The organism is Novosphingobium sp. ERW19 (assembly GCF_012641315.1).
Taxonomy (GTDB): domain Bacteria; phylum Pseudomonadota; class Alphaproteobacteria; order Sphingomonadales; family Sphingomonadaceae; genus Novosphingobium.
This window is the reverse complement of the sequence record NZ_JABAIC010000003.1, coordinates 272,289-296,127: the sequence shown is the minus strand read 5'-3', so window position 1 is coordinate 296,127 and position 23,839 is coordinate 272,289. Positions and strand designations below refer to the sequence as shown.

Here is a 23,839-nt window from a genome sequence, read left to right as displayed (position 1 = left end):
GGAGGGGAATCATGAGAAGCATGGTGGAGGGGCACCGGCCGGAGTGCACTAGCGAGAGTGCCCCTCCACCACCTACGGTGGTCCCCCTCCCCCGGTGGGGGAGGAACTGGTGCAAACCCGTCATGCTCTGCCAATCCTCTTGATTTCCCATTCGAGCTCGACGCCCGACATGTCCTTCACGCGCTTGCGCACTTCCTCGCCCAGCGCCTCGATTTCGGCGCTAGTAGCCTCGCCGGTGTTGATCAGGAAGTTGGTGTGCTTCTCGCTGACTTGCGCGCCGCCCATGGTAAGCCCACGGCATCCAGCCTTGTCGACCAGTTCCCAAGCCTTGCCGCCGTCCGGGTTCTTGAAGGTCGAACCGCCGGTCTTGGAGCGCAGCGGCTGCGAAGCCTCGCGGGCAGCGCTGATGCGGTCCATTTCGGCCTGGATGTCGTCCGGCTCGCCGGGGTGGCCGCGGAAACGCGCGGCGACGACAATCGATCCGTCAGTGAGGTCGGAATGACGGTAAGTGTAGCCAAGCTCGCTGAGCGGCAGCGTGACGATCTCGCCCGAGCGGATCACTACGTCGCAATCGACCAGCACGTCCTTGACCTCGCGCCCGTAGGCACCGCCGTTCATGCGCACGAAGCCGCCGACCGTGCCGGGGATCGAACGCAGGAATTCCAGCCCGGCAATGCCGTTGTCGCGCGCTGTGCTGGACACCAGAATGCCCGATGCACCACCGCCGCAATTGAGCGTGATTTCATCAACCTTCTCGACCTTGGCGAAGGCCTTGCCAAGACGAACGACCACCCCCGGAACGCCGCCGTCGCGCACGATCAGGTTGGAGCCAAGGCCGAGCGCCATGACCGGCACGTCCGGAGCGAGCCCCGCCAAAAAGTCCTGCAGGTCGGCGACGTCCTTTGGCTCGAACAGCCAGTCAGCCGTGCCCCCGGACTTGAACCAGACCAGCGGCGCAAGCGGGGCGTTCTGCGTCAGCTTGCCGCGAACCTGAGGCAGCGTGAGGGTGGTCACCCCTGCCCCCTTTCTCGCGCGATCGCATCGGCAAGCCCAGCGGCCCACTTGGTGATGTCACCGGCGCCAAGGCACACGACCATGTCACCGGGCTGCGCCGTCGCAGCAAGTTCCTTGGCCAACGCGTCGGCACCGGCTGTCAGGTGCGCGCTGCGATGCCCGCGCGCCTTGATGCCGTCGACCATCGCCGCGCTATCCACGCCTTCGATCGGCTGTTCACCTGCAGGGTAAACCGGCGCGGCATAGACCACATCGGCGTCGTTGAACGCACCCTGGAAGTCTTCCATGTGATCGCGCAACCGGGTGAAACGGTGCGGCTGGACGACTGCGATGACGCGGCCTTGCACACCTTCGCGCGCGGCAGCGAGAACAGCGCGGATTTCGACCGGGTGGTGGCCGTAATCGTCGATGACCGTCACGCCATCCACCTCACCGACCTTGGTGAAGCGACGCTTAACCCCGCCGAACTTGCCGAAGCCAGTGCGGATAAGTTCGTCTGAAACACCCATTTCCACTGCGACTGCAACGGCGGCGAGCGCGTTCTGGACGTTGTGACGGCCCGGCATCGGCAGTTCGATGCCCTCGATGCGGCGGAACGAACCATCGCGCTGGCGCAGCACAGCGGTAAAGCGGTTGCCGCCGGGGATCGGCGTCACGGCCTCACCCCGCACGTCAGCCTGAGCGGAGAAGCCGTAGGTCACCACGCGGCGGTCCCGCACCTTGGGAATAATTGCCTGCACTTCGGGGTGATCGATGCAGAGCATGGCCGCGCCGTAGAACGGCACATTCTCGATAAACTCGACGAACGCCGACTTGACCTTCTCGAAGCTGCCGTAGTGATCGAGGTGCTCGGGATCGATATTGGTGACGACTGCCAGCGTGCCGTCGAGACGCAGGAAAGAACCGTCGCTCTCGTCGGCCTCGACGACCATCCATTCGCTGTCACCCAGACGCGCGTTGGAGCCATAGGAATTGATGATCCCGCCGTTGATCACGGTCGGATCGATCCCGCCCGCATCGAGCAAGCAGGCAACCATCGAGGTCGTCGTGGTCTTGCCGTGGGTACCGGCGACCGCAACCGTGCTCTTGAGGCGCATCAGTTCGGCCAGCATTTCGGCACGGCGAACCACGGGGATGCGGTTTTCCAGTGCGGCAACCACTTCGGGATTGTCGCGCTTCACGGCGGTCGAGGTCACGACCACGGCGACGCCATCGACGTTCTCGGACTTCTGCCCGATCATCACCTTGATACCGCGCGAGCGCAGTCCATCGACGACATAGCTTTCCGCCATGTCGGAGCCCTGCACCGAATAGCCCATGTTGTGCATGACCTCGGCAATGCCGGACATGCCGATGCCGCCGATGCCGACAAAGTGGATCGTGCCGATCTCGGTGCCGACGCCCTTCATGCGAGTTGCTCCTGCCCTGACGGCGCGGCGCTGCGGGTGTCGACGCGGATCACGTCCATGATCGGCTCACCGCCAAAGCTTTCGACCAGATCGGCCAGATCGCTGACGGCGTTGGGCAGCCCACAGTTCCACGCGGCATGCGCGGCATTGGCAAGGGTATGCGGGTGCTGGGCCATGGCCTGAATCTGTTTCGCCAGTTCCTTGGGGGTAAAGCCGGTCTGCCGGATCGCGCGCGCGCCGCCTGCCGCAACCATCTCGCGCGTGTTGGCGGCCTGATGATCATCTGTCGCGATGGGCAGCGGGACGAGGATCGCCGGGCGTCCCACGGCAGTCAGTTCGGCAATGGTCGATGCGCCGGCGCGACCGATGAACAGGTGCGTTCCGGCAAGGCGAGACTGCATGTCTTCGAAGTACGTGCCAAGTTCAGCCGGAATCTCATGTGCGGTATAGCGGGCGCGAACAGCCTCGAGGTCCTCCGGGCGGCACTGCTGAGTCACCTGCAAGCGATGGCGTAGCGCGGGCGGCAGCATCGCCAGACCATCGGGTACGACTTCCGACAAGACCGAAGCGCCCTGGCTCCCACCTGTCACCAGCACACGGAACAGGCTGTCTTCGGTGAACTCGGGGAACGGCTCGCCTCGCAGCGCCAGTACTTCGGGCCGCACAGGATTACCGACGCGGTGGACCTTGCCCCACAGCTTCGGCGCAAGCCGATCAACCTCGCGGTAAGCCGTGGCGATGGCGTCAACGCGCTTGGCGAGGAAGCGGTTTACGCGTCCCAGCACTGCGTTCTGCTCATGGATCACCGTCGGGATCTTCGCCGAATGGGCTGCCAGCAGTGCGGGAAGCGCAGGATAACCGCCAAAGCCGATCACGCAGGAAGGCTGGAAGCTTTCGAACAGCCGCAGCGCCATCGCCCGGCCCTGCCAGATCGCGCGCAGCCCCTTGAGCAACGCCACCGGGTTCTTGGCGAGACGGCCTGCGGGCAGCACGTGCGCCGGCATGAAGTCCGGCTTGCCGGGAATCTTCGCGCCGCGCTCATCGGTTACCAGCGCGACATGATGGCCGCGCCGTTCCAGCTCGACCGCCAGCGCGAAAGCCGGAATGAGGTGTCCACCCGTGCCGCCTGCCGCGAGCACGTAATGCCGAGAAGCGCCACTCATTTGCGCACCAGTTCCGTAACGTCGAACTTCTCGCGCGAAAGGTAGGGGTTGCGCCGCGTGATCGCGAGCAGCAGCCCGACGCCCATGAGCAGCGCGATGGTGGAGGATCCGCCGTAGCTGATCAGCGGCAAGGTCATGCCTTTCGAAGGGAAAAGTTGCAGGTTCACAAGGATGTTGATGAACGCCTGACCGACCAGCTGCGCGGTCAGCCCGGCTGCCGCGAGGATGGTGAACAGATCGTCCTCATCAAGCAGGCGCATCAGCACGCGCAGCGCGATCGCGCAATAGATCGTGACGATCACCGCGCAGGCGATCAGCCCGAATTCCTCACCAACCACCGAAAAGATATAGTCGGTGTGCGCTTCGGGCAGCGCATTCTTGCGGCTGCCGAGCCACAGGCCGGTCCCGCTCCATCCGCCGTTCATCAAGGTGCGCATGGCAAGGTCGACCTGATCGAACTCGCTGCCCCCCGAAATGAAGTTGTCGATACGGTGCGTCGCGTTCGGGTAGAAGAAGTACGCGGCAATGACCACGAGGATCAGCCCGCCCATCGCATATATGATCTTGTTGACCGACAGACCCGAAAGCAGCGCCAATACGAACCATACACCGCCGAACAGCATGGTGGAGCCGAAGTCGGGCTGGGCCATCAGCAGGATGCCCACCAGCCCCATGATCGCCACCGTGATCGGGATGACGGGGATATTCGGATCGCGCACCCGCCACGACAGGATCCAGGCCAGGGCAATGGCAAATCCGGGCTTGAGAAATTCCGAAGGCTGCAGGCTGAAGCCGATCCACAGCCAGCGCTTCGCCCCTTTGACCTCGCTACCGACAAGCGGCACGAGCACGAGTGCAAGGACCATCGCAGCCGCGAGCAGGATGGCTCCGCGTCGTGCCGCCTCCTTGGGGAGGACAGATGCAAAGAACATCGCGATCAGCCCCAGCGCGACCCAACGCAGGTGAATCCAGAAGAAGTAGAGATCGCCGAGCGACTTCTGGTTCGTGGACAGGCGATGCGCCGAGGCGGGGGACGCAGCGGCAACGGCGATGCAGCCGATCGTCACCAGTGAAAGGATCAGGGTGAGCAGCACGCGATCGATCTCGCGCCACCAGATCAGCAGTTCGCTGCGACGGCTGCGGCGAAAACGCGCGCCATGGCCAACCACCCGCACGCCGCCATCGGGCATGGTGGTGGTGACGAGGCGGGTGGGCGTGGGCGTAGTGCTCATGAACCAATCCCCGGCGGACAGGGTGCATCGGAATCGGCAATCAGCGCCTCGACAATCTGGCGAAAGCTGTCGCCGCGCGCCTCGAAATCGCGGAACTGATCGAAGCTGGCACACGCTGGCGAAAGCATCACCACGTCGCCGGGCTGCGCTGCCTGCATCGCCTGACGCACGGCATCGCACATCATCTCGCTGCGGTTGACCGGCATGATGGGATCGAGGATGTCGGCAAACATCGGCCCTGCCTCGCCGATCGTGTAGGCGGCGACAACGTGGTCGAAGTAGGGCGCGCACTCATCGAGGTTGTCGCTCTTGGGCAGGCCACCAAGGATCCAGTGGATACGCGGATAGGCGCCGAGCGCAGGCGCGGTCGAGGCCGGATTGGTAGCCTTGCTGTCGTTGACGAACAGCACGCCATTGGCCTCGGCCACGCGCTCCATGCGGTGAGGTAGGCCGACGAAGCTGGCAAGAGCGGGGCGCCATACCTTCTCGGCGATGCCCAGATAGCGCGCGATTTCAACGGCAATCGCCGCGTTCTGAAGATTGTGGGGGCCCTGGAGCGATGGCCAATCCGCCTGGCCTGCCAAAGCATCGGGCTGCACCACATGCACGAAACCTGCGTCATGCGTAGCGGAAGCCTCACGCGCAATCTTCAGAGTGTGCTTGTCCCCGCACCCGAACACGGCATGGTGCTGCCCAGACTGCATCTGGAACAGCCGCGCCTTCGCGTCAGCGTAACCTTCAAAGCCATCGTAGCGGTCAAGGTGATCGGGACTGAGGTTGATCAGCGCGGCGACATCGCAATCAAGGCTCTGCGTCAGGTCGATCTGGTAGCTGGACAGTTCGAGGACATAGACGCCGCCTTCGGGCAGCGGCTCCTGCCCCAAGACGGGCAGGCCGATATTGCCGCCAAGCCGGGCTTCGAGACCAGCCGCCTTACAGATGTGGTGCACCAGCATCGTCGTCGTCGATTTGCCGTTGGTGCCAGTGATGCCGACAACGCGATGCGGCGGCAGGTCAGCGCGGGCTTGCGCGAACAGTTCGATGTCGCCGATAACCGGCACGCCGCATGAAGCGGCATGGGCGGCAATCGGATGGCGATTGAGTGGCACCCCGGGGCTCACCACCACGCCCGCAAACCCGGTCAGGTCGGTCGCCAGTGGATCGGCGATAGTGCAGCGCCCTTCGTAGGCTGCGCGCGGTTCCTCGCGGCTGTCCCATACGGTGACGTCCGCCCCGCCCGCCAGCAGCGCCTCGACGCTCGCCTGCCCCGAACGGGCAAGGCCGAGCACGGCGAAGCGTTTGCCGGAAAAGGCGGGCGAGATGATCATCGCACCTTCAGCGTGGCGAGGCCGATCAGCGCCAGCACGATCGACACGATCCAGAAGCGGATCACGACGGTCGATTCCTTCCAGCCGAGCTGCTCGAAGTGGTGGTGGATCGGGGCCATGCGGAACACGCGCTTGCCGGTGCGCTTGTAGACCGCGACCTGGACGATCACCGACACGGCCTCCATCACGAACAGCCCGCCGACAATGGCCAGCACGATCTCATGATGCGCGGCGACGGCAATCACGCCAAGAGCGCCACCGAGCGCGAGGCTGCCGGTATCGCCCATGAACACGGCGGCAGGCGGCGCGTTGAACCACAGAAAGGCGAGGCCCGCACCCATCATTGCCGCACAGAAGATCGCCAGTTCGCCCGCACCCTTGACGTGCGGAATGCCGAGGTAGGTGGAATAGTCCACGCGCCCGGCCAGATAGGCGATGATAGCGAAGGTGCCAGCCGCGATGATCACCGGCATGGTTGCAAGGCCGTCCAGACCGTCGGTCAGGTTCACCGCATTGCCCGCGCCGACGATCACGAAAATCGCGAAGAGGTAATAGAACGGCCCAAGCGGCACGTAGAGATTGCTGAACAGCGGAACGTAAAGGTGCGTTTCGCCGACTGCCAGCCACGCAGCGATACCGGCCACCACGAACTCACCGGCCAGGCGAACCTTGGCGGGCACGCCCTTGTGCGCGTACTTTGTAACCTTGTCGTAGTCATCAAGAAAGCCGATCAGCCCGAAGCCGAGCGTCACGACAACGCAGGACCAGACGAGGCGACTGGTCACATCCATCCACAGCAGCAGCGACAGCGTGAGCGACGTCACGATCATCAATCCGCCCATGGTCGGCGTGCCGCGCTTGGCGAGGTGTGACTGCGGGCCGTCCTCGCGGATCGGCTGACCCTTGCCCTGGCGCACACGCAGCATGTTGATGAAGCGCGGACCGATGATCAGGCCGATCATCAGCGCGGTCAACAGCGTCGCGCCCGCGCGGAACGTCTGGTAGCGGATGAGGTTGCTGAATCCCTCGAAATGCAGCCACTCGGCCAGCTGGTAGAGCATTCACCGTTCCCTGGTGGTGAGCGAACGCACGATCGCGCCCAGTCCCACCGAATTCGACCCCTTCACGAGGATCGCATCACCCCCGCGCACACCGTCCGCAGCCAGACATTCCGCCGCTTCCGAAGCTGTCTGCACATGCGCCACATCGATTTTACCGGCAAGCGAGAACGGCCCGCTTTTCCCCAGCGCGTCGGCCAATGCCGCCATTTCGGCGCCTACCAGCACCAGCTTGTCGACCTTGCCCTCGGCGACGGGCCCGGCGAGTTCGGCGTGATAGCGTGCCTCGGCTTCGCCCAGCTCCTTCATCGCGCCAAGAATGGCAACGCGGCGGGTGGCGGGTGTCGCACCAAGCTGGCGCAGGGTGACGGCCATCGAGGCAGGATTGGCGTTGTAGCTTTCGTCGATCAGCAGGGCCTTGCCCGAACCGTCGCCACCGGTGGCGGCAATCTCGTGGCGGGCCCCGCGCCCAGCAAGGCCTTCCATTTCGGCCAGAGCGAGTCCGGCAGCGCCCAGATCGCCCCCGATCGCTTCGACAGCGGCCATGATCGCCAGCGAGTTGGCAACCCAGTGTTCGCCCGGTTGCGAGATCGTGTAGCAGACCTTGCGGCCCCCAAGGTCCGCCGTAACCAGGGTACCGCCCCCTGAGGCCGCCACCGCATCGATCAGCCGGACGCTTGCGTCGGCATGGCGACCGAAGCTGATCACGCGCTCGGCATGTTGCGCGGCCTTGGCCCGCAGCCGTTCGAAATGGCGGTTGTCAGCGGGAATGATGGCGACGCCACCATGTTCAAGACCTTCGAAGATCTCCGCCTTGGCATCGGCAATCGCTTCCTCACCCGAAAAGTGGCCGATGTGGGCGGGCGCAATGGTAGTGACGATGGCGACGTGGGGACGGACCAGCCGGGTCAGCGCGGCCAGCTCGCCCGCATGGTTCATACCCATCTCGAACACGCCGAAGCTGGTGCGCGCGGGCATCCGCGAAAGGCTTAGCGGAACGCCGACGTGGTTGTTGTAGCTCTTGACCGAACGGTGTGCCCGGCCCCGACTGGCGCGGTCGAGCGCGGCATAGAGCGCTTCCTTGACGCCGGTCTTGCCGGCAGAACCCGTCACCCCGATGATCCCGGCATCGACGCGCGCGCGCGCCGCCCGGCCAAGGTTCTCAAGCGCAGTCATCGTGTTGCCGACCAGCACGTGCGGGCCGAACGTCGCATGTTCGACCACCGTGCCCGCCGCGCCGCGCCCGTAGGCGCCCTCAAGGTAGCGATGACCGTCCGAAGCCTCGCCCTTCAAGGCGAAGAACAGGTCGCCTTCCACCACCTCGCGGCTGTCGATCTCGACGCCGGAGACCGCGAACTGCGCGCTTGCCCGGCCACCCGTTGCCGCAGCGATTTCCTCGCTCGTCCAAAGCGCAAGACCCGCCGCGTCGGACGGGTCCTCTGGCCCTGCGATAAGCGCGGGATGGGCGGTCATGTGGTGCACTCCCTGGCGACCTGAACGTCGTCAAACGGCAGGATACGGACAGCATCGCCCCTGCCCACGATCTGTCCCTGTTCGTGCCCCTTCCCTGCAACAAGGACAATGTCTTCACGGCCCGCCTCGGCAATCGCGGCGGCAATCGCGGCACGACGATCGCCGATCTCGCGGGCCTTTTCGTCGCAGCCCGCCATGATGGCGGCGCGGATTTCCGCGGGATCTTCACCACGGGGATTGTCATCCGTGACAATCACCAGATCCGAGCCGGCACAGGCAGCACTTCCCATCTCCGGACGCTTGCCGCCGTCGCGGTCACCGCCAGCACCGAACACGGTGATCAGGCGCCCGGACGTATGCGGGCGCAGCGCGGCAATCGCCGCTTCGATGGCGTCGGGCGTGTGCGCGTAGTCGACATAGACCGGCGCCCCGGCACGATTGATCGCTGCGCGCTCCAGCCGCCCCCGCACCGGTTGCAACCGCGCCAGCGCATCGAACACCTTGGCCGCATCGGTCCCTGAAGCAATTGCCAGCCCGGCGGAAACCAGCGCGTTCGCCGCCTGATAGGCCCCGATCAGCGGCAGGTTGATCTTGCGCGCCTGGCCTTCGAAATCGATCTCGAGGGTCTGCCCCAGTTGCGTCGGGGTACGGGCGAGCAGGCGGATCTCGGTCCCCTGCTTGCCCACCGAGAGCAGCCGCAGCCCCCTCGCGCGGACATGCTCCACCACCCGTCCCGACCACTCGTCGTCCATCCAGACGACCGCCGTGCCGCTCTCTTCCACGACATGGTCGAACAGGCGCATCTTGGCCGCGAAGTAATCGTCCATCGTCGCGTGGTAATCGAGATGGTCGCGACTGAGGTTGGTAAAGGCCCCTGCCCCCACGCGCAGGCCCTCGTTGCGGTACTGCGATAGGCCATGGCTCGACGCTTCATAGGCGACATGCGTCACACCCTCGCGGGCAAGGCCGGTCATGTTCGAAAGGAACGTCACGATGTCCGGCGTGGTCAGCCCGGTAGAGACGCTTTCGTCTGCCGTGGTCACGCCGAGCGTGCCGATCGACGCCGCAGAATAGCCGGCCATGCGCCAGATCTGGCGCGTCATTTCAACCGTTGAGGTCTTGCCGTTGGTCCCCGTAACGGCAACAACGGTCTCGGGCACAGGCTGGAAAAAGCGCGCGGCCAGCGCGGCAAAGGCGCGGCGCGGCTCTTCATCGGCAACGTGCACCGCCCCTTCGACCTTGGCCTGCGGCCGCGCGACCACGGCGACAGCGCCCGCCTTCACGGCATCGGCAATGAAGTCCTCGCCATTGAAGCGCGTGCCTGGAAAGGCACCGAAGATCGTTCCCGGGGCAACCTTGCGATGATCGATGGCAAAGCCGGTGACGTTCGCATCAGCGTTCTCGCCAGCGAAACCCGCCGCTTCAAGGATCGCGCCGAGCTTCATTCACCCTCTCCGTTGCCGACCAGCGGCGACAAGTCCGAGATGTCGATATCACGAGTGTCGTCAGGCACGACACCGAGAAACGGCCCGATGCGCGGCACCACGCGTCCGACGATCGGTGCGGCGTTGAAAGCAGCCGTACGCTGGTACTGCGAAGCGGCCGTACCCTTCGGTTCGTCAAGCATCGCGATCACCACGTAGCGCGGCTTGTCCATCGGGAAGGCGGCGGCGAATGTCGCGACGAGCGAGGTGCGGTTGTAACCACCCTTGCCGCCAGGCTTTTCCGCCGAACCGGTCTTGCCGCCAACGCGATAGCCTGAGGCGTTGGCGCTCTTGCCGGTACCGTCGACAACGATCATCCGCAGTAGCTGGCGCATGCGCGCGCTCGTCGAAGCCTTGTAGACCCGGCGTCCCTCGGGGATCTGCGTCGGCTCGCGCTTGAACAGCGTCGCCGGGCGCCAGATGCCGCCGTTGACCATTGCGGCATAGGCTGCTGCCAGATGCAGCGGGGTAACCGCGATGCCGTGACCGTAGCTGACCGTCATCGTGGTAATGCGCGCCCAGTCGCCGTTCTTGTTGGTGCCGCGCGGCCAGAGCGGGAAGCCACGCGCCGGCAGTTCGATGTAGGGCCGCTCATTCATGCCGAGCGCCGCCATCGTCTTCTTCAGCGCGGGACCACCCAACTTGTCAGCCACCTGCGCCGTAACGATGTTCGATGAGTGGATCAGCGCTTCGGGCACGTTGAGCGAAGCGCCGAAGCTGTGGCTGTCACGAATGTGAAAACCGCCAATCGCCAGCGGCCTGTCCGAAGGATAGCGCACCGAAAGGTCGGTCACCACGCCCGCGTCGATTGCCGCCGCAACGCTCAGCGGCTTGAAGGTCGACCCGAGTTCGTAAACCTGGTTCGTCACCTTGTTGAACACCAGGTTGTTGAGCGCCTGGTCCGAACGGTTGGGATTGAACGAGGGTAGCGATGCCAGCGCGATAATCTCGCCGGTATCGACATCGAGGATCACACCCGCCGCGCCCTTGGCCTCGGTTTCGAGCATGCCGCGCCCGAGTTCGTCCTCAAGCGCGCCTTGCGCACGCATATCGATGGAAAGCGCTACCGGCTTTCCGCGCTGGGCTGGATCGAGCAGCTGCTTTTCGAGCACCTGCTCCATGCCGACATGGCCATGGCCTTCGCTGTCGACATAGCCGAGCACGTGCGCGCCAAGCGATCCTTGGGGATAATAGCGCTGGTTCTCGCGCGGGAACTCCAGCGCAGGCTCGCCAAGGGCAAAGATGCGGTTGGCATCCTCCGGCATCACGCGCTGGCGCAGATAGCTCGGCTTGTCGGACTTCAGCCGCCGGAGCAAATCATTGTAATCCGCATCGGGGAAGATGGCGAGAAGCGCCTTGGCCACCTCTTCGGGCGACTTGACGAGCGGCGTGCCGTTCTCACCGAAAGCCTTGGGATTGTACCACAGCGCATAGGCCGGGAACGCGCGTGCCAGCGGAACGCCATTGCGATCGGTGATCTCGCCACGCGGCGGAAGCAACGCTTCAGCCAGCGAACGACGTGTCGGCGAGCCTTCGAAAAAGCCGAGTTGGGCAATCCGCGCCAGCGCCGCAAAGCCAAAGAACAGAATGAAGCCGGCCACCACCAGCGCACGAACCTTGGCCTCGACCAGCGAGCGCTGGCGGACATTGGCCAGCAGGACGCGGCCGGAAGCGATGGCGGCTGAGGCGGTGAGTGCGTTCACCGGGCTGCCTTAGCCTCCTTGCCCTTGGTGGCGCGAGGGGCCGAACCGGACTTGGTCTTGCTTGCGCCCGACTTATCCGCAGTTGTGACCGCCTTGGCCTTGGCAGCAGGCTTGCCGGCCGACTTCGCATTCGCGGCCCTGTCCTTCGCAACGACGTCCTTGGCAGCAACCTTCTGCGCCGCCTTCGGCTTGGCAGATGCCGATGCCTCGGCCCGGTCCATCTTGGCGTCCATCTTGGCGTCCAGCTTGGCGTCCTTCTTGGCCGGACGCTCCTTCTCGGAAGCCGTCTCCTTGCGCACCGGACCGCGCGGGCGAGCATCGACAACCTTGCCAAGGCGGTCTTTCAGCGTCTCGACAGCTTCAGCGTGATCGACAGTGCGCGCCGGACGGTCCTCGTCGGTAGCGTCCCCAGCAACCTTGCTGTCATTGCTGGCCAGCGCCTTGCCCGAAAGCGGCGAAACCATCGCCGGGAACGCGGCCGAAGCGATAACACTGTCATCGACGCTGGCGACGCGGATCGGGGCGGGCGCATCCGGCGTGGCGGGCACGCTCAGTGCGGCAAGCTGGCGTTCGCCTTCGATGTACTGGCTGGCGTTGGGCGCGGCATAGCCGAACTCGACATCGTTCCACGCCTTCAACTGCTGCTGGTTCGACCGCGTCTCGAATTCGGTCTCGAGATACATCTTCTCCTGCTTGAGCGCGACAATGCGCGCCTCGGCATGGTGGATCTGGCTCCGCAGGGCATTGACCCGGAATGCCAGTGCCACAACCAGCGCCAGGCACAGGCCCAGCAGGACCAGCCAGCCAACCGAGCGAAGACGGCTTGTGGTCGTGATCATGCCGCAGCCCTCCCCGCACCAGTCCGGGCAGGCGCGGAAGTGCGCACGGCCCAGCGCAGCGTGGCGGAGCGGGCGCGCGGATTGCGCTCCTCTTCCTGGGGCGTCGGACGGATTGCGGCAGACGGCTTTTCGAAGACCGGGTCAACCTTCGCGGCCATTTGCGGAAGGTGGCGCGAACCGGCAGGCACGGCGCCGGCAGCCTCGCGCAGGAACTGCTTGACGATGCGGTCCTCAAGGCTGTGGAAGCTTACTACCGCGATGCGACCGCCGGGAACCAGCACCTTCTCTGCCGCGGCCAGACCTTCGATCAGCTCGTCCAGTTCGCCATTTACGTGGATGCGCACGGCTTGGAAGCTGCGGGTGGCCGGGTCCTTCTGCGCCTTTGGCCCCTTGATGTCGGGACGATAGCCCAGCGCCTTGCGCACGACGGTAGCGAACTGTCCGGTGGTGGTCAGCGGGCGGGCAGCGACGATGGCGCGGGCAATCCGGCGCGATTGGCGTTCCTCGCCGTAGCGATAGAGAACGTCTGCTATTTCCCCCTCGTCCGCTTCATTCAGGAAATCCGCCGCACTTGGACCGTCCTGTGACATCCGCATGTCTAACGGTCCGTCAGACGAGAACGCAAATCCCCGCCCCGGCTGATCGAGCTGCATCGAGCTTACGCCGATGTCGAACACGACGCCCTGAACGCCCGCAATTCCGGCCTCTGCAAGTCCTTCCGCAAGTTCGGAAAAGCGACGGGGATGCAGAACGAGGCGCGGATCTTTTCCACAGGTTTCTCCCCAGAGCCTTCCCGCCGCGATCGCATCGGGATCGCGGTCGAACGCATGAACCGTAGCGCCCGATTCCAGCAGGCGGCGGGTGTAGCCGCCCGCTCCGAATGTCGCGTCGACGATCAGGTCGCCCGGCCTTGCATCAAGGGCCGCGACGACCTCTTCGAGCAGCACGGGAATGTGCGGGGCTTTTGGCGCTGCAGCGGTCACTTGCGCTTCCCCTTGGCAGCTTCGGCCATCTTGGCGCGGCACCCCGCCTTGGCGCTGGCCCAACCATCGCCCTGCTCGAACAGGATCTGCGGGTTCCAGATGGTGATCTGCCGGCCGCCACCATGGAAATAGAGACCGTCTTCCACCTGCCCCAGTTCGGACAGGTATTCGGGCAGGACAAAGCGACCGCTCTCATCGAAGCTCACGCGGGTGAAGCCATAGGCCTGCGCCTCGGCCATGTCGCGGTCGAAGTCCTGGTTGAGGCGGAGCCTCTTCTCTTCCTCGCGATCGATCTCTGCAGCCAGTTCGTCCAGGCGGGACAGGCCGAATCCGGTCAGGCAAGGCAGGCGGGGATGCTTGTCGAGGCAGAGAATGCGCTGGTTGGCGGAAGCTGCGTAGATGTCGGAGCGGAAGTCGGCAGGCAGGACGAAGCGGCCCTTTTCGCCACGCGGCGAAAAGCCCTGTCCCACCAGATTTACCGGCCCTCCCGCCACGCTGGACACCCCGCTCGCGGACAAAGCTCCATCGCTCGACCCCGCGCCATCGCGCGTTGCCGACTCATCCCCCGCGGATGCGATTGGAGTTCGTCCCGATAACCCACACTACTAACGCGGGACGGGGCGGGCGAAAAGGGGAAAATGCGGGAAAATGCGGACTAGCTATGATTCCGTAGCATTTTCTCTACATCTTACCGCTTGAGTAACCATGACTTGCTGCAAAAGTAATCGCGCAGATGCGGGCGTTTCGACGAAGTCCTCCGTGCAGAGCAGGACCTTACCCGCATTTTCCCGCGAACAAAAGGAGATCATTGCGCCATCACCCCGTCGAGCAGGCGCTGCAGCTGAATTTCCGGCCGGTCTGCGGTGGCTTCCCGCTCCAACAGCGCGGCGTCCGCCACCAGCGTTGCCCGCCCTTTCCCGATCGTGCAGCGCGAAATCAGCCCGTCCTTGGCAATCGCGCAGTTCGCCTCATGCCCGCCCGCAATGGCCTTGAAGGTGCCTGCCAGATTGATCGGCAGCCCCTCGCCCGCACTTTCCCGCAATCCGCCGGGCTGCGTATCGTCGAACTGCAGTTCCAGCCCCCACCGCGCCAGAATCGGCGAAACCAGCGCCACGTCCTGCGGCCGGCGTCGGTCACCCAGCGCAAACGCGCTCTCCTGCGTCAGCATCGGATCGGCGAACATCAGCAAGTGCCCGCCCGCGCGCACCCAGGCATCAAGCGCCACATTCTCTTCGGGCACGAGCGGGCGCGGCTGCGCCACGACCAGAAAGTCCACAGACTCAAGCTGAAGCAGCGTATCGAGCGGGATCACCTTGCCGTTGGACTCCAGCACGGCGCGTGCCCAGTGCGGCGCGGATGGGGGGTCGATCATGCCCTTGATATCATCCGCCTCGTTCCACAGGATCGGCAGGCTGGTGAACAGGCCCACAGTCCTGTCAGGTGTGCGTGCCGGTGAAAACGCCCACCACCCGGCCAGCGCAACAATCGCTGCCAGCACGGCAAGAGTGATCCGGCGATGCACTCAGTTCTTCGGCGCGTTGACCGAAGGGGCCGGGACCGAAGGGGCGGGCGTCGGTGCAGGAGGCGCGGGCGAGATCGTGACGGTCGGCTGTTCCTTGGCCGTCACCGGCAATTGTGGGGCCACGCCCATGTCAGCCAGCGGGTCCTTCGCAGACGTCTCGCTCGCCTCGACCGTCGGCGCGGCTGTATTGACCGCACTGGCGTCGATGAACTTGGCCCGGTCCATGATCACGTTGGCAAGGCTTACCAGCAGCAGCATTCCGGCCAGACCGAACAGCCCGACCTGCAGCCGATGAACCGCCTGCGCCCGCAGCTCGCGCGTGGTCGGCGGCACGTGGGCAAGGGCGCTGGCAGCGGCGATGTCCGCCTCGGTCGGGGCGGAAGCCTGCTTGCCTGCGGGGAAACCGAACAGTGCCATGGCCGCAGCCTAGCCTATTGCTCCAGCCAAGGGAACACCGGCAATCCCTTGGCCTTGAGCCACTCGGGATTGTAGAGCGACGACAGGTAACGGAAGCCCGTATCGCACAGGATCGTCGCCACCCGGCTGCCCTTGCCAAGCTGCTTGGCCAGCGCCACGGCGCCCGCCACGTTGATCCCGCTCGACAGGCCAAGGCACAGGCCCTCATCGGCCAGCAGCCGCTCGACCCAGTACAGCCCTTCCTCGTCCGAAATGCGGAACTGCGTGTCGATCGGCGCGCCTTCGAGGTTGGCGGTGATGCGGCCCTGCCCAATGCCCTCGGCCACCGAAGACCCTTCGGCCTTCAACTCGCCATTGGCGTAATAGTTGTACAGCGCCGCGCCATGCGGATCGGTCAGCGCGATCGTGATGTTCTCGTCGAACGCCTTGAGCCCAAGGCCCACGCCCGCAATCGTCCCGCCCGTTCCCGCAGCGCAGGTGAACCCGTCGATCCGGTGCTCCATCTGCTCCCAGAGTTCAGGCGCGGTGCTCTCGATATGAGCGCGGCGATTGGCAATGTTGTCGAACTGGTTGGCCCAGACCGCACCCTCGGTCTCCCCGGCAATCCGGCGCGAGGTGTGGACGAAGTGGCCGGGGTTGGAGAACGGCGCAGCCGGCACCAGCACCAGCTCGGCGCGCAGCGCACGCAGCGTGTCCATCTTCTCGCGCGATTGCGTCTCGGGCATGACGATGACCGACTTGTAGCCGCGCGCATTGGCCACCAGCGCAAGGCCGATGCCGGTATTGCCCGCCGTGCCTTCGACGATCGTTCCGCCCGGCTGCAGGACGCCGCGCTCCTCGGCATCGCGCACGATCCACAGCGCGGCGCGGTCCTTCACCGAAGCGCCGGGGTTGGCGAACTCGCACTTGCCGTAGATCTCGGCGCCTGCCGCCTCACTCGGCCCCTTCAGCAGGACGAGCGGCGTGTTGCCGATGAGCGAAATGGTATCGGATGCAATCGATGGTGCAGTCATGGCCCCGAGTTAGGGACACTTGGCGCAATTGCCAACGAATTTGCGCTTTGCGGCGTGCAAGCCCTGCTCGCGGCCTTATTCGCGTCCGGCCCTGATCGCCGCACCGCCCGCGAACGGGGCGACCGCCAGTGCCACAAGGCTGCACGCCCCCAGCAGCAGCAAGCCCCCCTCACCCCCCGGTTGCAGCGATCCTGCGCCAAAGATCAGGAGCGGCACCGCCAGCGGGATCGCCAGCAACCCGCCCAGCGCAGAGCCAGCCCGCAAGCCCGCCGTCAGCGCGGCTATGGTCACGCCGATTGCCGCCAGCCCCGGAGTGCCAAGCAGCAGCCCGACTTCCACCGTCCACAACTGCTGCCCGTCAAGCCCCAGCAGCCCTGCCGAGATCGGCGCTGCCAGCATCAGCGGCACGCCAAAGCTCAACCAGTGCGCCAGAATGCGCACCATCAGCAGCGCCTCCTCGGCAATGCCGCGCAAGGCCCACTGGTCGAACATTCCCGCTTCCACGTCCGGCTCGACAAGGCGGTCCAGCGGGAGGATCGCCGCAAGCAGCGCCGCAACCCAGATCACGCCCGCGCCGGTCCGCGCCAGCAACCGGGCATCGGGGCCGACTGCAAAGGGAAACAGCATCGCCACCGCCAGGAAGAACAGCAGCGGCAGAACCGCTCCGCCTCGCCCTTGGGCACCGCGCGTAAGCAGCACCAGATCGCGCACAAAGATCGGCCAAAGCTTGCGGATCACGGCTGAAAATCCAGCAATTCGATCACCTTTACCGCATCGAGAGAAAGCGGTTGGTGCGAGGCAATGATAACCGCCCCACCGGCATTGCAATGCGCCTTGATCGCCGCCTGCGCGATGCACGACCAATGGGTGTCGAGCCCGTTGAGCGGCTCGTCGAGCAGCCAGATCGGCGCCCCGCTTGCCGCCACGCGGGCCAGCGCCGCCCGCTTGCGCTGTCCGGTGGAAAGATAGCGCACCGGCACGTCGAGCAGGTCGGCCAGCCCGAAGTCTGCATCGCCCTGTGGCGCGCGGTCGATCCGCTGCCAGAAGGCCAGCGCCTTTTCCAGCGGTTCGTGCCCGTCCAGCGCCAGCCGCTCGTCCGAAAGCGCAAGGGCGCCATGCCGCTCCACCGAACCCATGAACGGCCGCAGCAGACCTGCCAGAATGCGGATCAGGCTCGATTTGCCGATTCCGTTAGGCCCGGCCAGATGTACCACCTCGCCCGCAGCCATGGCAAACGACAGCCCCCGGAACAGAAGCCGGTCCCCGCGCCTGCAGGCAATATCCGTGGCGACGAGACCGCACTCTTGCATGGAAAGACGCGATAGGGGAAACGGCGGCAACTGCCAAGGATGCCAAAGGACCAAGCATGACCGTCGCCCGCCTTACCGATGCCGAACGCGATTCGCTGCTGGCCGAACTCCCGGAGTGGCAATTGCGTGAAGACGGCCGCGCCATTGTGCGCACCTTCCGCTTTGCCGATTTCTCGGAAAGCTGGGCCTTCATGAACCGCGTCGCCCTCTACGCCGAAAAGGCCGACCACCACCCCGAATGGTTCAACGTCTACAACCGCGTCGAGGTGACGCTGACGACGCACGATGCCGATGGCCTCTCGGCACGGGATGCCGCCATGGCGCGGGTGATGGAAGGTTTTCTCTAAGCAGGCCCTACTTCCCCAACGGACGCCCGCCAGACCGCATCTGCTTGCGCAAAGCCCCCGGCATCCAGCGGGAGGCGAATGCGAGCCGCCGCGCAGTCTTGCCGACGAGCGTATGCACCCTGTCGCCATGCACCGCCGCCCACGCTGCCTCGGCCACCTCGCTTACCGGCGTGATTTCCAGCCCTGCGCCGCGCACGCGGGTGCGGATATCCTCGTTGCTGGCGCGATTAGGCGCATGGTCCAGCAAGGGCGTCTCGATGAAGGAGGGCATGAGGCTGCGCACCTTGATGCCGTACTCGGCCCATTCACCGTCCAGCGATTCGGTCAGCGCCCTCACTCCGAACTTCGTCGCGGAATAGACCGAGGCCCCGGGTGAACCATAGATCCCTGCCGCACTGGCGGTGTTGAGCAGGCAAGAGCCCGGCGCGCTCGCCCGCAGCCACGGAAACGCCGCCTGCGCGCCGAAGATCACCCCTTTGAGATTGATGTCGAGCGTGCGTTCGATCTCCTCAGGCGTCAGATCGACAATGCCGCCGCCGATGGGGATGCCTGCGTTGTTGAAGACGACGTCGATCGGGCCGCCAGCCGCTTTGGCACAGTCGGACAAGGCAGTATCCCAAGCCGCGCGGTCGCGCACGTCGAGACGGTGGCACGAGCTTTGCCCGGCGGGAAGCTGCGCGGCGGTTTCGGCCATGCCGGCCTCGTTGATGTCCGCGATGCCGACGAACCACCCGCCTTGTGCAAAGCGCTGCGCGACGGCACGGCCGATGCCCGATGCGCCGCCGGTGATGAAGATCGTCTTGCGTGCCATCGGCACCTCCCCCTGCTCACATTGCTGTCAGCAGGACACTACAGCGCCGGATTGTTATAGCAATGCCAGGTGAAGATCGCCGCTGCACCACGATGCGGGCGCCAGTCCCCGGCCAGAGCGCGCGTTTCCTTCTCGCTCGGCCGGCCCGCCAGGCCCAGCAGCTTGCCAAGGCCGACCTGCACGGCCAGATCGCCCGCAGGCCAGATGTCCGGGCGCCCTTCTGCAAACAGAAGGTAAATCTCGGCTGACCAGCGGCCGATCCCCTTGATCTTGATCAGCTCCGCAATCGCTTCTTCGTCATCTTCGGGCAGCGCATCGAGATCGAGCTCGCCCGACACGACCAGTTCACACAAGGACCGCGCATAGCCCTGCTTCTGGCGGGACAGGCCGCAGGCGCGCAAGGCATCGAAATCAGCGGCGAGCAAGTCGTGCGGCGGGATATCCTCTCCCAGCAGCGCTTCAAGCTTGTTCCACACCGAAGCGGCGGCAGCGACGCTGACCTGCTGGCCAACAATGGTGCGCAGCAAAGTGCCATAGCCGGTCGAGCGGATGCGTGGTTCGGGATAGCCGACCCGCTCTATCGCACCCGCCATGGCAGGGCTGCGTGCGGCGATATGATCGAGACCTTCGCGGATCGCGTCTGCCGTCAGTCCCACCCTAGTTCTCCGCAACAGTGTTTTGGCCGGATCGGCAGTTGCCAAAGCCGAAATGGCGCGATAGCAGCCCCGTCCAAAGGCGAACAGGGGGCGCGGGTCATGCGTTGATGCCCGTCGCCGCATTTGGAGAACGAACGATGCCGAAGATCGTGGTTGTCAATCGTGCGGGTGAAGAGAAGACGGTAGAGGCCGATGCCGGCCTTTCGGTGATGGAAGCCATCCGCGACAACGGGTTCGACGAGCTGCTCGCCCTGTGCGGCGGCTGCTGCTCCTGCGCCACCTGCCACGTCTATATCGACCCTGCCTTTGCCGACAAGGTTGCGCCGATGAGCGAGGACGAGAACGACCTGCTCGACAGCTCGGACCATCGCAACGAAACCTCGCGCCTGTCGTGCCAGGTGCAGATCACCGGCGATCTCGACGGTCTTCGCGTCACGATCGCGCCGGAAGACTGATCTATCCAGCCTTTGCGCCGCTTGAAGGGCCCGCCTCCAGCAGGAGCGCGGGCCTTTTTCATGTCAGCCGCACCGGTGAACGGCAATGTTGGACCACCCTTTTGCAGAAAGTGGATCGCTTCGTCGATTTTTTGGGGAACGGTTTCGCGCCTCAGGCGTACCGCGGCGCTTCTGCGCCTGCCTGGCGGCCTTTGTGGCATGCGGCAACGCATCATCCATGCGATTTGGCTAGTTACAGAGGAAATTAAATTACTCCATATCGAAAGTTATTGGCATACAATTCCATTTTGTGACAAAATGTTTCAATGCGAAATTTCTCTAGGTTTCTCATTGCGTTGTTACATGAACACCACACTAACTATCGTTTAATGTGAAACTACGTGTTTCTGGTTTGAAAGCGCAGCTTGGCCTCGTCAGACAGGCGCCTCTCTCGCATCCATACCCCGGCTGACCGCAAATGCGGCGGCATATGGACTGGGCGCGCGGGCCTGTCGCCGTTCCCCACGGCGGCAGACGTTCAGGACAAGAGGACTGCCACGTGAACATCAAGTATCTCTCCGCGCTCCGTTCGGGCGCGACCCCTCTGGCGATCGGCATGGCGCTGCTCTCCACCGCAGCCTTTGCGCAGGATGCGGCAACGACGGCTGCACCGCAGAGCGTCGACTGCAGCACCACACCGGATGATCCCAGCTGCGGCGACACCCAGGCGATCGTCGTCACCGGTTCGATCCTGCGCCGCACCGACACCGAGACCGTCTCGCCGGTCACCACGGTGACGCAGGAGAACCTTGACCAGCGCGGCATCTCGACCGTGCAGGAAGGCCTGCAATCGCTGGCGGCCAACAACGGTCCGGCGCTGACCAACTCGTTCACCGCCAACGGCGCGTTCGCGGCCGGTGCCTCGGCGATCTCGCTGCGCGGCCTTTCGACCAACTCGACGCTCGTGCTGTTCGACGGCATGCGGGCGGCCTATTACCCGCTGGCCGATGACGGTTCGCGCAACTTCGTCGATCTCAACACCATTCCGGACGACATTGTCGACCGCGTGCAGATCCTGCGTGACGGCGCCTCGGCGGCTTATGGTGCCGACGCCATCGCAGGCGTGGTCAACATCATCACCAAGCGCGAATTCAAGGGCGTGCGCGCCCGTGGCGAAGCCGGCCTTTCCGATCGCGGCGATGCCTCGCAGTATCGCCTGTCGCTGACCGCCGGCGTGGGCGACATCGACGAGAACGGCTACAATGCCTACGTCTCCGGGTTCTACTACAAGAGCAACAAGCTCATGAACCGCGACCGTCCCTATCCGTTCAACACGGATGACCTGCGCGGCGTGTGTTCGCCCGATGGCGAGTGCGGCAGCGACGACCGCATCAATTCACCCACCGCCACCAGCTTTACCGGTGCCGGCGGCCCGCTTGTCGTGCGTCCTTACGATCCCACCAACACCACTGCACTCGGCCGCTTCCAGTTGCTCAACAACGTCGGCTGCGACAGTGCTTACACACTGACGGCTGCGCAGCTTGCCGCCAGCGCGGCAGCCCCCTTGCAGACCTGCACCGTAGACCTCACCCGCAAGTACGGCGTGATCCAGCCGGAAATCGAGCGCTGGGGCGTCTCTGCCCGCGTCACGGCGGCCCTCAGCGACAGCATCGAAGGCTATGCCGAATTCAACTTCCTGCAGAGCAAATCGGCCTACACAGGCCTGCCCGAAGCGATCTCGCGCAATGCTAACGCTGGTATCCTGTTCCCAGGCTTCTCAACGTCGAACAATGCAGCCAGCCGCGCGCCCGGTTCGTTCGCGCTGACCCTGCCGGTCTATGTCTGCGCCAACGGTGTGGGCGACGCTAGCGGCCTCAACACGGGCTGCAACGCCACCAACGGCACGCTCAACCCGAACAACCCGTTCGCCGGTGCCGGACAGCTTGCCCGCATCCAGGGCCGTCTGTTCGACCAGCCCACCTACAATGAAACCCGCAACCGGGCCTATCGCGGTGCGATCGGCATCAAGGGCGACCTGACCGACAACATCAACTTCGACTTCGGCGCGACGGCGATGCACGACGACCTGCGTCGTACGCAGAAGGGCTATGTCTACATAGCCAACCTGCTGACGGCCATCGCGCGTGGCACGTACAACTTCGTTGACCCGACGCAGAACACGCAGGAGCAGAATGACTTCCTGCGTCCAACCCAGATCCTGAACGCCACCTCCGATCAGGTCCAGTTCCAGGGCACGCTCGGTGCGGATCTGTTCGAACTTCCGGGCGGCAAGTTGCAGGTCGCAGTGGGCGCAGGCGCCCGTTACGAAGCGGTCGACGCGCCTTCGGGCAACCCCGACTACTTCGGTCCGACGCAGCGCTACTTCACCCTCAATGCCTTCGGCACCAAGGGCAGCCGCTGGGTCTATTCGGGCTTTGCCGAAATCAACGCGCCGGTCCTCGACAAGGTCGAAATCAACCTTGCCGGGCGCTATGACAAGTACTCGAGCGGCCAGAACGCATTCAGCCCCAAGGCTGGTATCAAGTTCAAGCCGATCGACGAACTGCTGATCCGCGGCACCTGGTCGAAGGGTTTCCGTATCCCGTCGTTCGGTGAGGCCAACGCCCTGCCGACCACGGGCTTCGTGACCAACGGCGCGGGTATCTTCAACGATGCCTATCTGGCGCAGTACGGCTGCAACACCGGTGCAACCACCGATGACAATCCGAACGGGTACAGCACCTGCCCGACCTACATCCGCTCCGGTTCCTACGGCCAGACCACGCTGGCCTCGCCGAACCTGAAGCCGGAACGGTCGCGCAGCTTCACCGCTGGGTTCGTGTTCGAACCGGTCCGCAACTTCACGCTGTCGGTCGACTACTACAACATCAAGAAGACCGGCGTGATCACGCAGCCTTCCAATTCACCTGCGCTAGAGGCCTACTACACCGGACAACCGATCCCGGCGGGCTACACCGTGATCGCCGATGCAGTCAGCCCCGACTTCCCGAACGCGACGCCGCGCCTCGCCTTCATCCAGTCGCAGCTGATCAACGCGAACACGCAGACCGTCTCAGGCCTCGATTTCCAGATCGACGGCCGGATCAACCTGACCGACAATATCCGCTTCACCAGCCATCTCGAGGCAAGCTACATCATCAAGCTGGAATCGGACCTGACCAACAGCGGCGGTGGCTTGGAGCGCTATGACGGTACGCTGGGCAACTTCAACCTGACCGCAGGTTCGGGTACGCCGAAGTGGCACGGCTACTGGCTGAATGGCCTGCAGTTCGATGACAACCTGGAGATCAACACCACAGTCAACTACTTTGGTGGCTACAACCTCTCGGCGATGGATCAGGGCGATCTCTACAAGGACTGCGGCCAGAACCCCGGCTACAGCCCCTCGGGCTGCGACGTGCCGCGCTACATCACGTTCGACCTGCAGACGCGCTTCAAGGTCAACGACCGCTTCACGCTGTCGCTCACCGCGCTGAACCTGTTCGACAAGATGCCGCCGGTCGACGTCGTGACCTATGGCGCGCACCTCTACAACCCGATCCAGGGCGGCCAGGGCATTCTGGGCCGTTACTTCAAGGTTGGTTTCCAGGCTGATTTCTAAAGGTCTGGTGCCACGTGTCCG

At 64.6% G+C, this 23,839-nt stretch carries 22 protein-coding genes; 3 read left to right on the top strand and 19 right to left on the bottom strand.

The window, feature by feature from the left end:
• Window positions 1-120 precede the first annotated feature (120 nt).
• The 17 genes from murB to ccmA form a co-directional block, all read right to left on the bottom strand.
• Complete coding sequence (gene murB / locus HGI46_RS07470) at window positions 121-1,014, bottom strand: UDP-N-acetylmuramate dehydrogenase (RefSeq protein WP_346766689.1); 894 nt, start codon at window positions 1,012-1,014, stop codon at window positions 121-123.
• Entirely contained in the window at window positions 1,011-2,423 is a 1,413-nt protein-coding gene (gene murC / locus HGI46_RS07465) for a UDP-N-acetylmuramate--L-alanine ligase (RefSeq protein ID WP_168903673.1), read from the bottom strand. Before murC ends, murB begins: the two co-directional genes overlap by 4 nt.
• Complete coding sequence (gene murG / locus HGI46_RS07460; protein ID WP_168903672.1) at window positions 2,420-3,586, bottom strand: undecaprenyldiphospho-muramoylpentapeptide beta-N-acetylglucosaminyltransferase; 1,167 nt, start codon at window positions 3,584-3,586, stop codon at window positions 2,420-2,422. Before murG ends, murC begins: the two co-directional genes overlap by 4 nt.
• Window positions 3,583-4,776: an FtsW/RodA/SpoVE family cell cycle protein gene (locus tag HGI46_RS07455; protein WP_168903842.1), complete on the bottom strand. Its 1,194-nt coding sequence runs from the start codon at window positions 4,774-4,776 to the stop codon at window positions 3,583-3,585. The genes murG and HGI46_RS07455 overlap by 4 nt, the downstream gene beginning before the upstream one ends.
• A gap of 38 nt (window positions 4,777-4,814) precedes the next feature.
• On the bottom strand, window positions 4,815-6,146 hold the full coding sequence (gene murD, locus HGI46_RS07450; RefSeq protein WP_168903671.1) for a UDP-N-acetylmuramoyl-L-alanine--D-glutamate ligase: 1,332 nt from the start codon (window positions 6,144-6,146) through the stop codon (window positions 4,815-4,817).
• Window positions 6,143-7,207 carry a phospho-N-acetylmuramoyl-pentapeptide-transferase gene (mraY, locus tag HGI46_RS07445; protein WP_039334147.1) on the bottom strand — a complete coding sequence of 355 codons (1,065 nt, stop codon included), beginning with the start codon at window positions 7,205-7,207 and terminating at the stop codon, window positions 6,143-6,145. Before mraY ends, murD begins: the two co-directional genes overlap by 4 nt.
• Window positions 7,208-8,677, bottom strand: a complete 1,470-nt coding sequence (gene murF / locus HGI46_RS07440) for a UDP-N-acetylmuramoyl-tripeptide--D-alanyl-D-alanine ligase (RefSeq protein ID WP_168903670.1) — start codon at window positions 8,675-8,677, stop codon at window positions 7,208-7,210.
• Window positions 8,674-10,122 carry a UDP-N-acetylmuramoyl-L-alanyl-D-glutamate--2,6-diaminopimelate ligase gene (locus tag HGI46_RS07435; protein WP_168903669.1) on the bottom strand — a complete coding sequence of 483 codons (1,449 nt, stop codon included), beginning with the start codon at window positions 10,120-10,122 and terminating at the stop codon, window positions 8,674-8,676. Before HGI46_RS07435 ends, murF begins: the two co-directional genes overlap by 4 nt.
• Window positions 10,119-11,864: a penicillin-binding protein 2 gene (locus HGI46_RS07430; RefSeq protein WP_168903668.1), complete on the bottom strand. Its 1,746-nt coding sequence runs from the start codon at window positions 11,862-11,864 to the stop codon at window positions 10,119-10,121. The genes HGI46_RS07435 and HGI46_RS07430 overlap by 4 nt, the downstream gene beginning before the upstream one ends.
• Complete coding sequence (locus HGI46_RS07425; protein WP_168903667.1) at window positions 11,861-12,703, bottom strand: hypothetical protein; 843 nt, start codon at window positions 12,701-12,703, stop codon at window positions 11,861-11,863. Before HGI46_RS07425 ends, HGI46_RS07430 begins: the two co-directional genes overlap by 4 nt.
• Window positions 12,700-13,686, bottom strand: coding sequence for a 16S rRNA (cytosine(1402)-N(4))-methyltransferase RsmH (gene rsmH, locus HGI46_RS07420; protein WP_168903666.1), 987 nt, complete (start codon window positions 13,684-13,686; stop codon window positions 12,700-12,702). The genes HGI46_RS07425 and rsmH overlap by 4 nt, the downstream gene beginning before the upstream one ends.
• Window positions 13,683-14,180 (bottom strand): division/cell wall cluster transcriptional repressor MraZ, encoded by a 498-nt coding sequence (locus HGI46_RS07415; protein WP_240344526.1) that lies wholly within the window; start codon window positions 14,178-14,180, stop codon window positions 13,683-13,685. The genes rsmH and HGI46_RS07415 overlap by 4 nt, the downstream gene beginning before the upstream one ends.
• Before the next feature lie 311 nt (window positions 14,181-14,491).
• Window positions 14,492-15,208: a DUF4350 domain-containing protein gene (locus tag HGI46_RS07410; RefSeq protein ID WP_168903665.1), complete on the bottom strand. Its 717-nt coding sequence runs from the start codon at window positions 15,206-15,208 to the stop codon at window positions 14,492-14,494.
• Entirely contained in the window at window positions 15,209-15,625 is a 417-nt protein-coding gene (locus HGI46_RS07405; RefSeq protein WP_240946631.1) for a hypothetical protein, read from the bottom strand.
• A 14-nt stretch (window positions 15,626-15,639) separates the two neighbouring features.
• Window positions 15,640-16,638, bottom strand: coding sequence for a cysteine synthase A (locus HGI46_RS07400; protein ID WP_168903664.1), 999 nt, complete (start codon window positions 16,636-16,638; stop codon window positions 15,640-15,642).
• A gap of 75 nt (window positions 16,639-16,713) precedes the next feature.
• On the bottom strand, window positions 16,714-17,376 hold the full coding sequence (ccmB, locus tag HGI46_RS07395) for a heme exporter protein CcmB (protein WP_346766688.1): 663 nt from the start codon (window positions 17,374-17,376) through the stop codon (window positions 16,714-16,716).
• The gene (gene ccmA / locus HGI46_RS07390; protein WP_168903663.1) at window positions 17,373-17,948 is read right to left on the bottom strand and encodes a heme ABC exporter ATP-binding protein CcmA; all 576 of its coding nucleotides are present in this window, start codon (window positions 17,946-17,948) and stop codon (window positions 17,373-17,375) included. The genes ccmB and ccmA overlap by 4 nt, the downstream gene beginning before the upstream one ends.
• A gap of 56 nt (window positions 17,949-18,004) precedes the next feature.
• On the opposite strand from ccmA, the gene HGI46_RS07385 reads away from it, so the two are divergent.
• On the top strand, window positions 18,005-18,295 hold the full coding sequence (locus HGI46_RS07385) for a 4a-hydroxytetrahydrobiopterin dehydratase (RefSeq protein ID WP_168903662.1): 291 nt from the start codon (window positions 18,005-18,007) through the stop codon (window positions 18,293-18,295).
• A gap of 7 nt (window positions 18,296-18,302) precedes the next feature.
• Here the strand turns inward: HGI46_RS07385 and HGI46_RS07380 are convergent, their stop codons facing one another.
• Both HGI46_RS07380 and HGI46_RS07375 read right to left on the bottom strand, forming a co-directional pair.
• On the bottom strand, window positions 18,303-19,106 hold the full coding sequence (locus tag HGI46_RS07380) for an SDR family oxidoreductase (protein WP_168903661.1): 804 nt from the start codon (window positions 19,104-19,106) through the stop codon (window positions 18,303-18,305).
• 38 nt (window positions 19,107-19,144) lie between these two features.
• Window positions 19,145-19,762, bottom strand: a complete 618-nt coding sequence (locus tag HGI46_RS07375; RefSeq protein WP_168903660.1) for a DNA-3-methyladenine glycosylase 2 family protein — start codon at window positions 19,760-19,762, stop codon at window positions 19,145-19,147.
• A gap of 137 nt (window positions 19,763-19,899) precedes the next feature.
• On the opposite strand from HGI46_RS07375, the gene HGI46_RS07370 reads away from it, so the two are divergent.
• Complete coding sequence (locus HGI46_RS07370) at window positions 19,900-20,217, top strand: 2Fe-2S iron-sulfur cluster-binding protein (RefSeq protein WP_039334168.1); 318 nt, start codon at window positions 19,900-19,902, stop codon at window positions 20,215-20,217.
• Window positions 20,218-20,755: 538 nt separating this feature from the next.
• Entirely contained in the window at window positions 20,756-23,818 is a 3,063-nt protein-coding gene (locus tag HGI46_RS07365; RefSeq protein ID WP_346766687.1) for a TonB-dependent receptor, read from the top strand.
• Window positions 23,819-23,839: the final 21 nt, after the last annotated feature.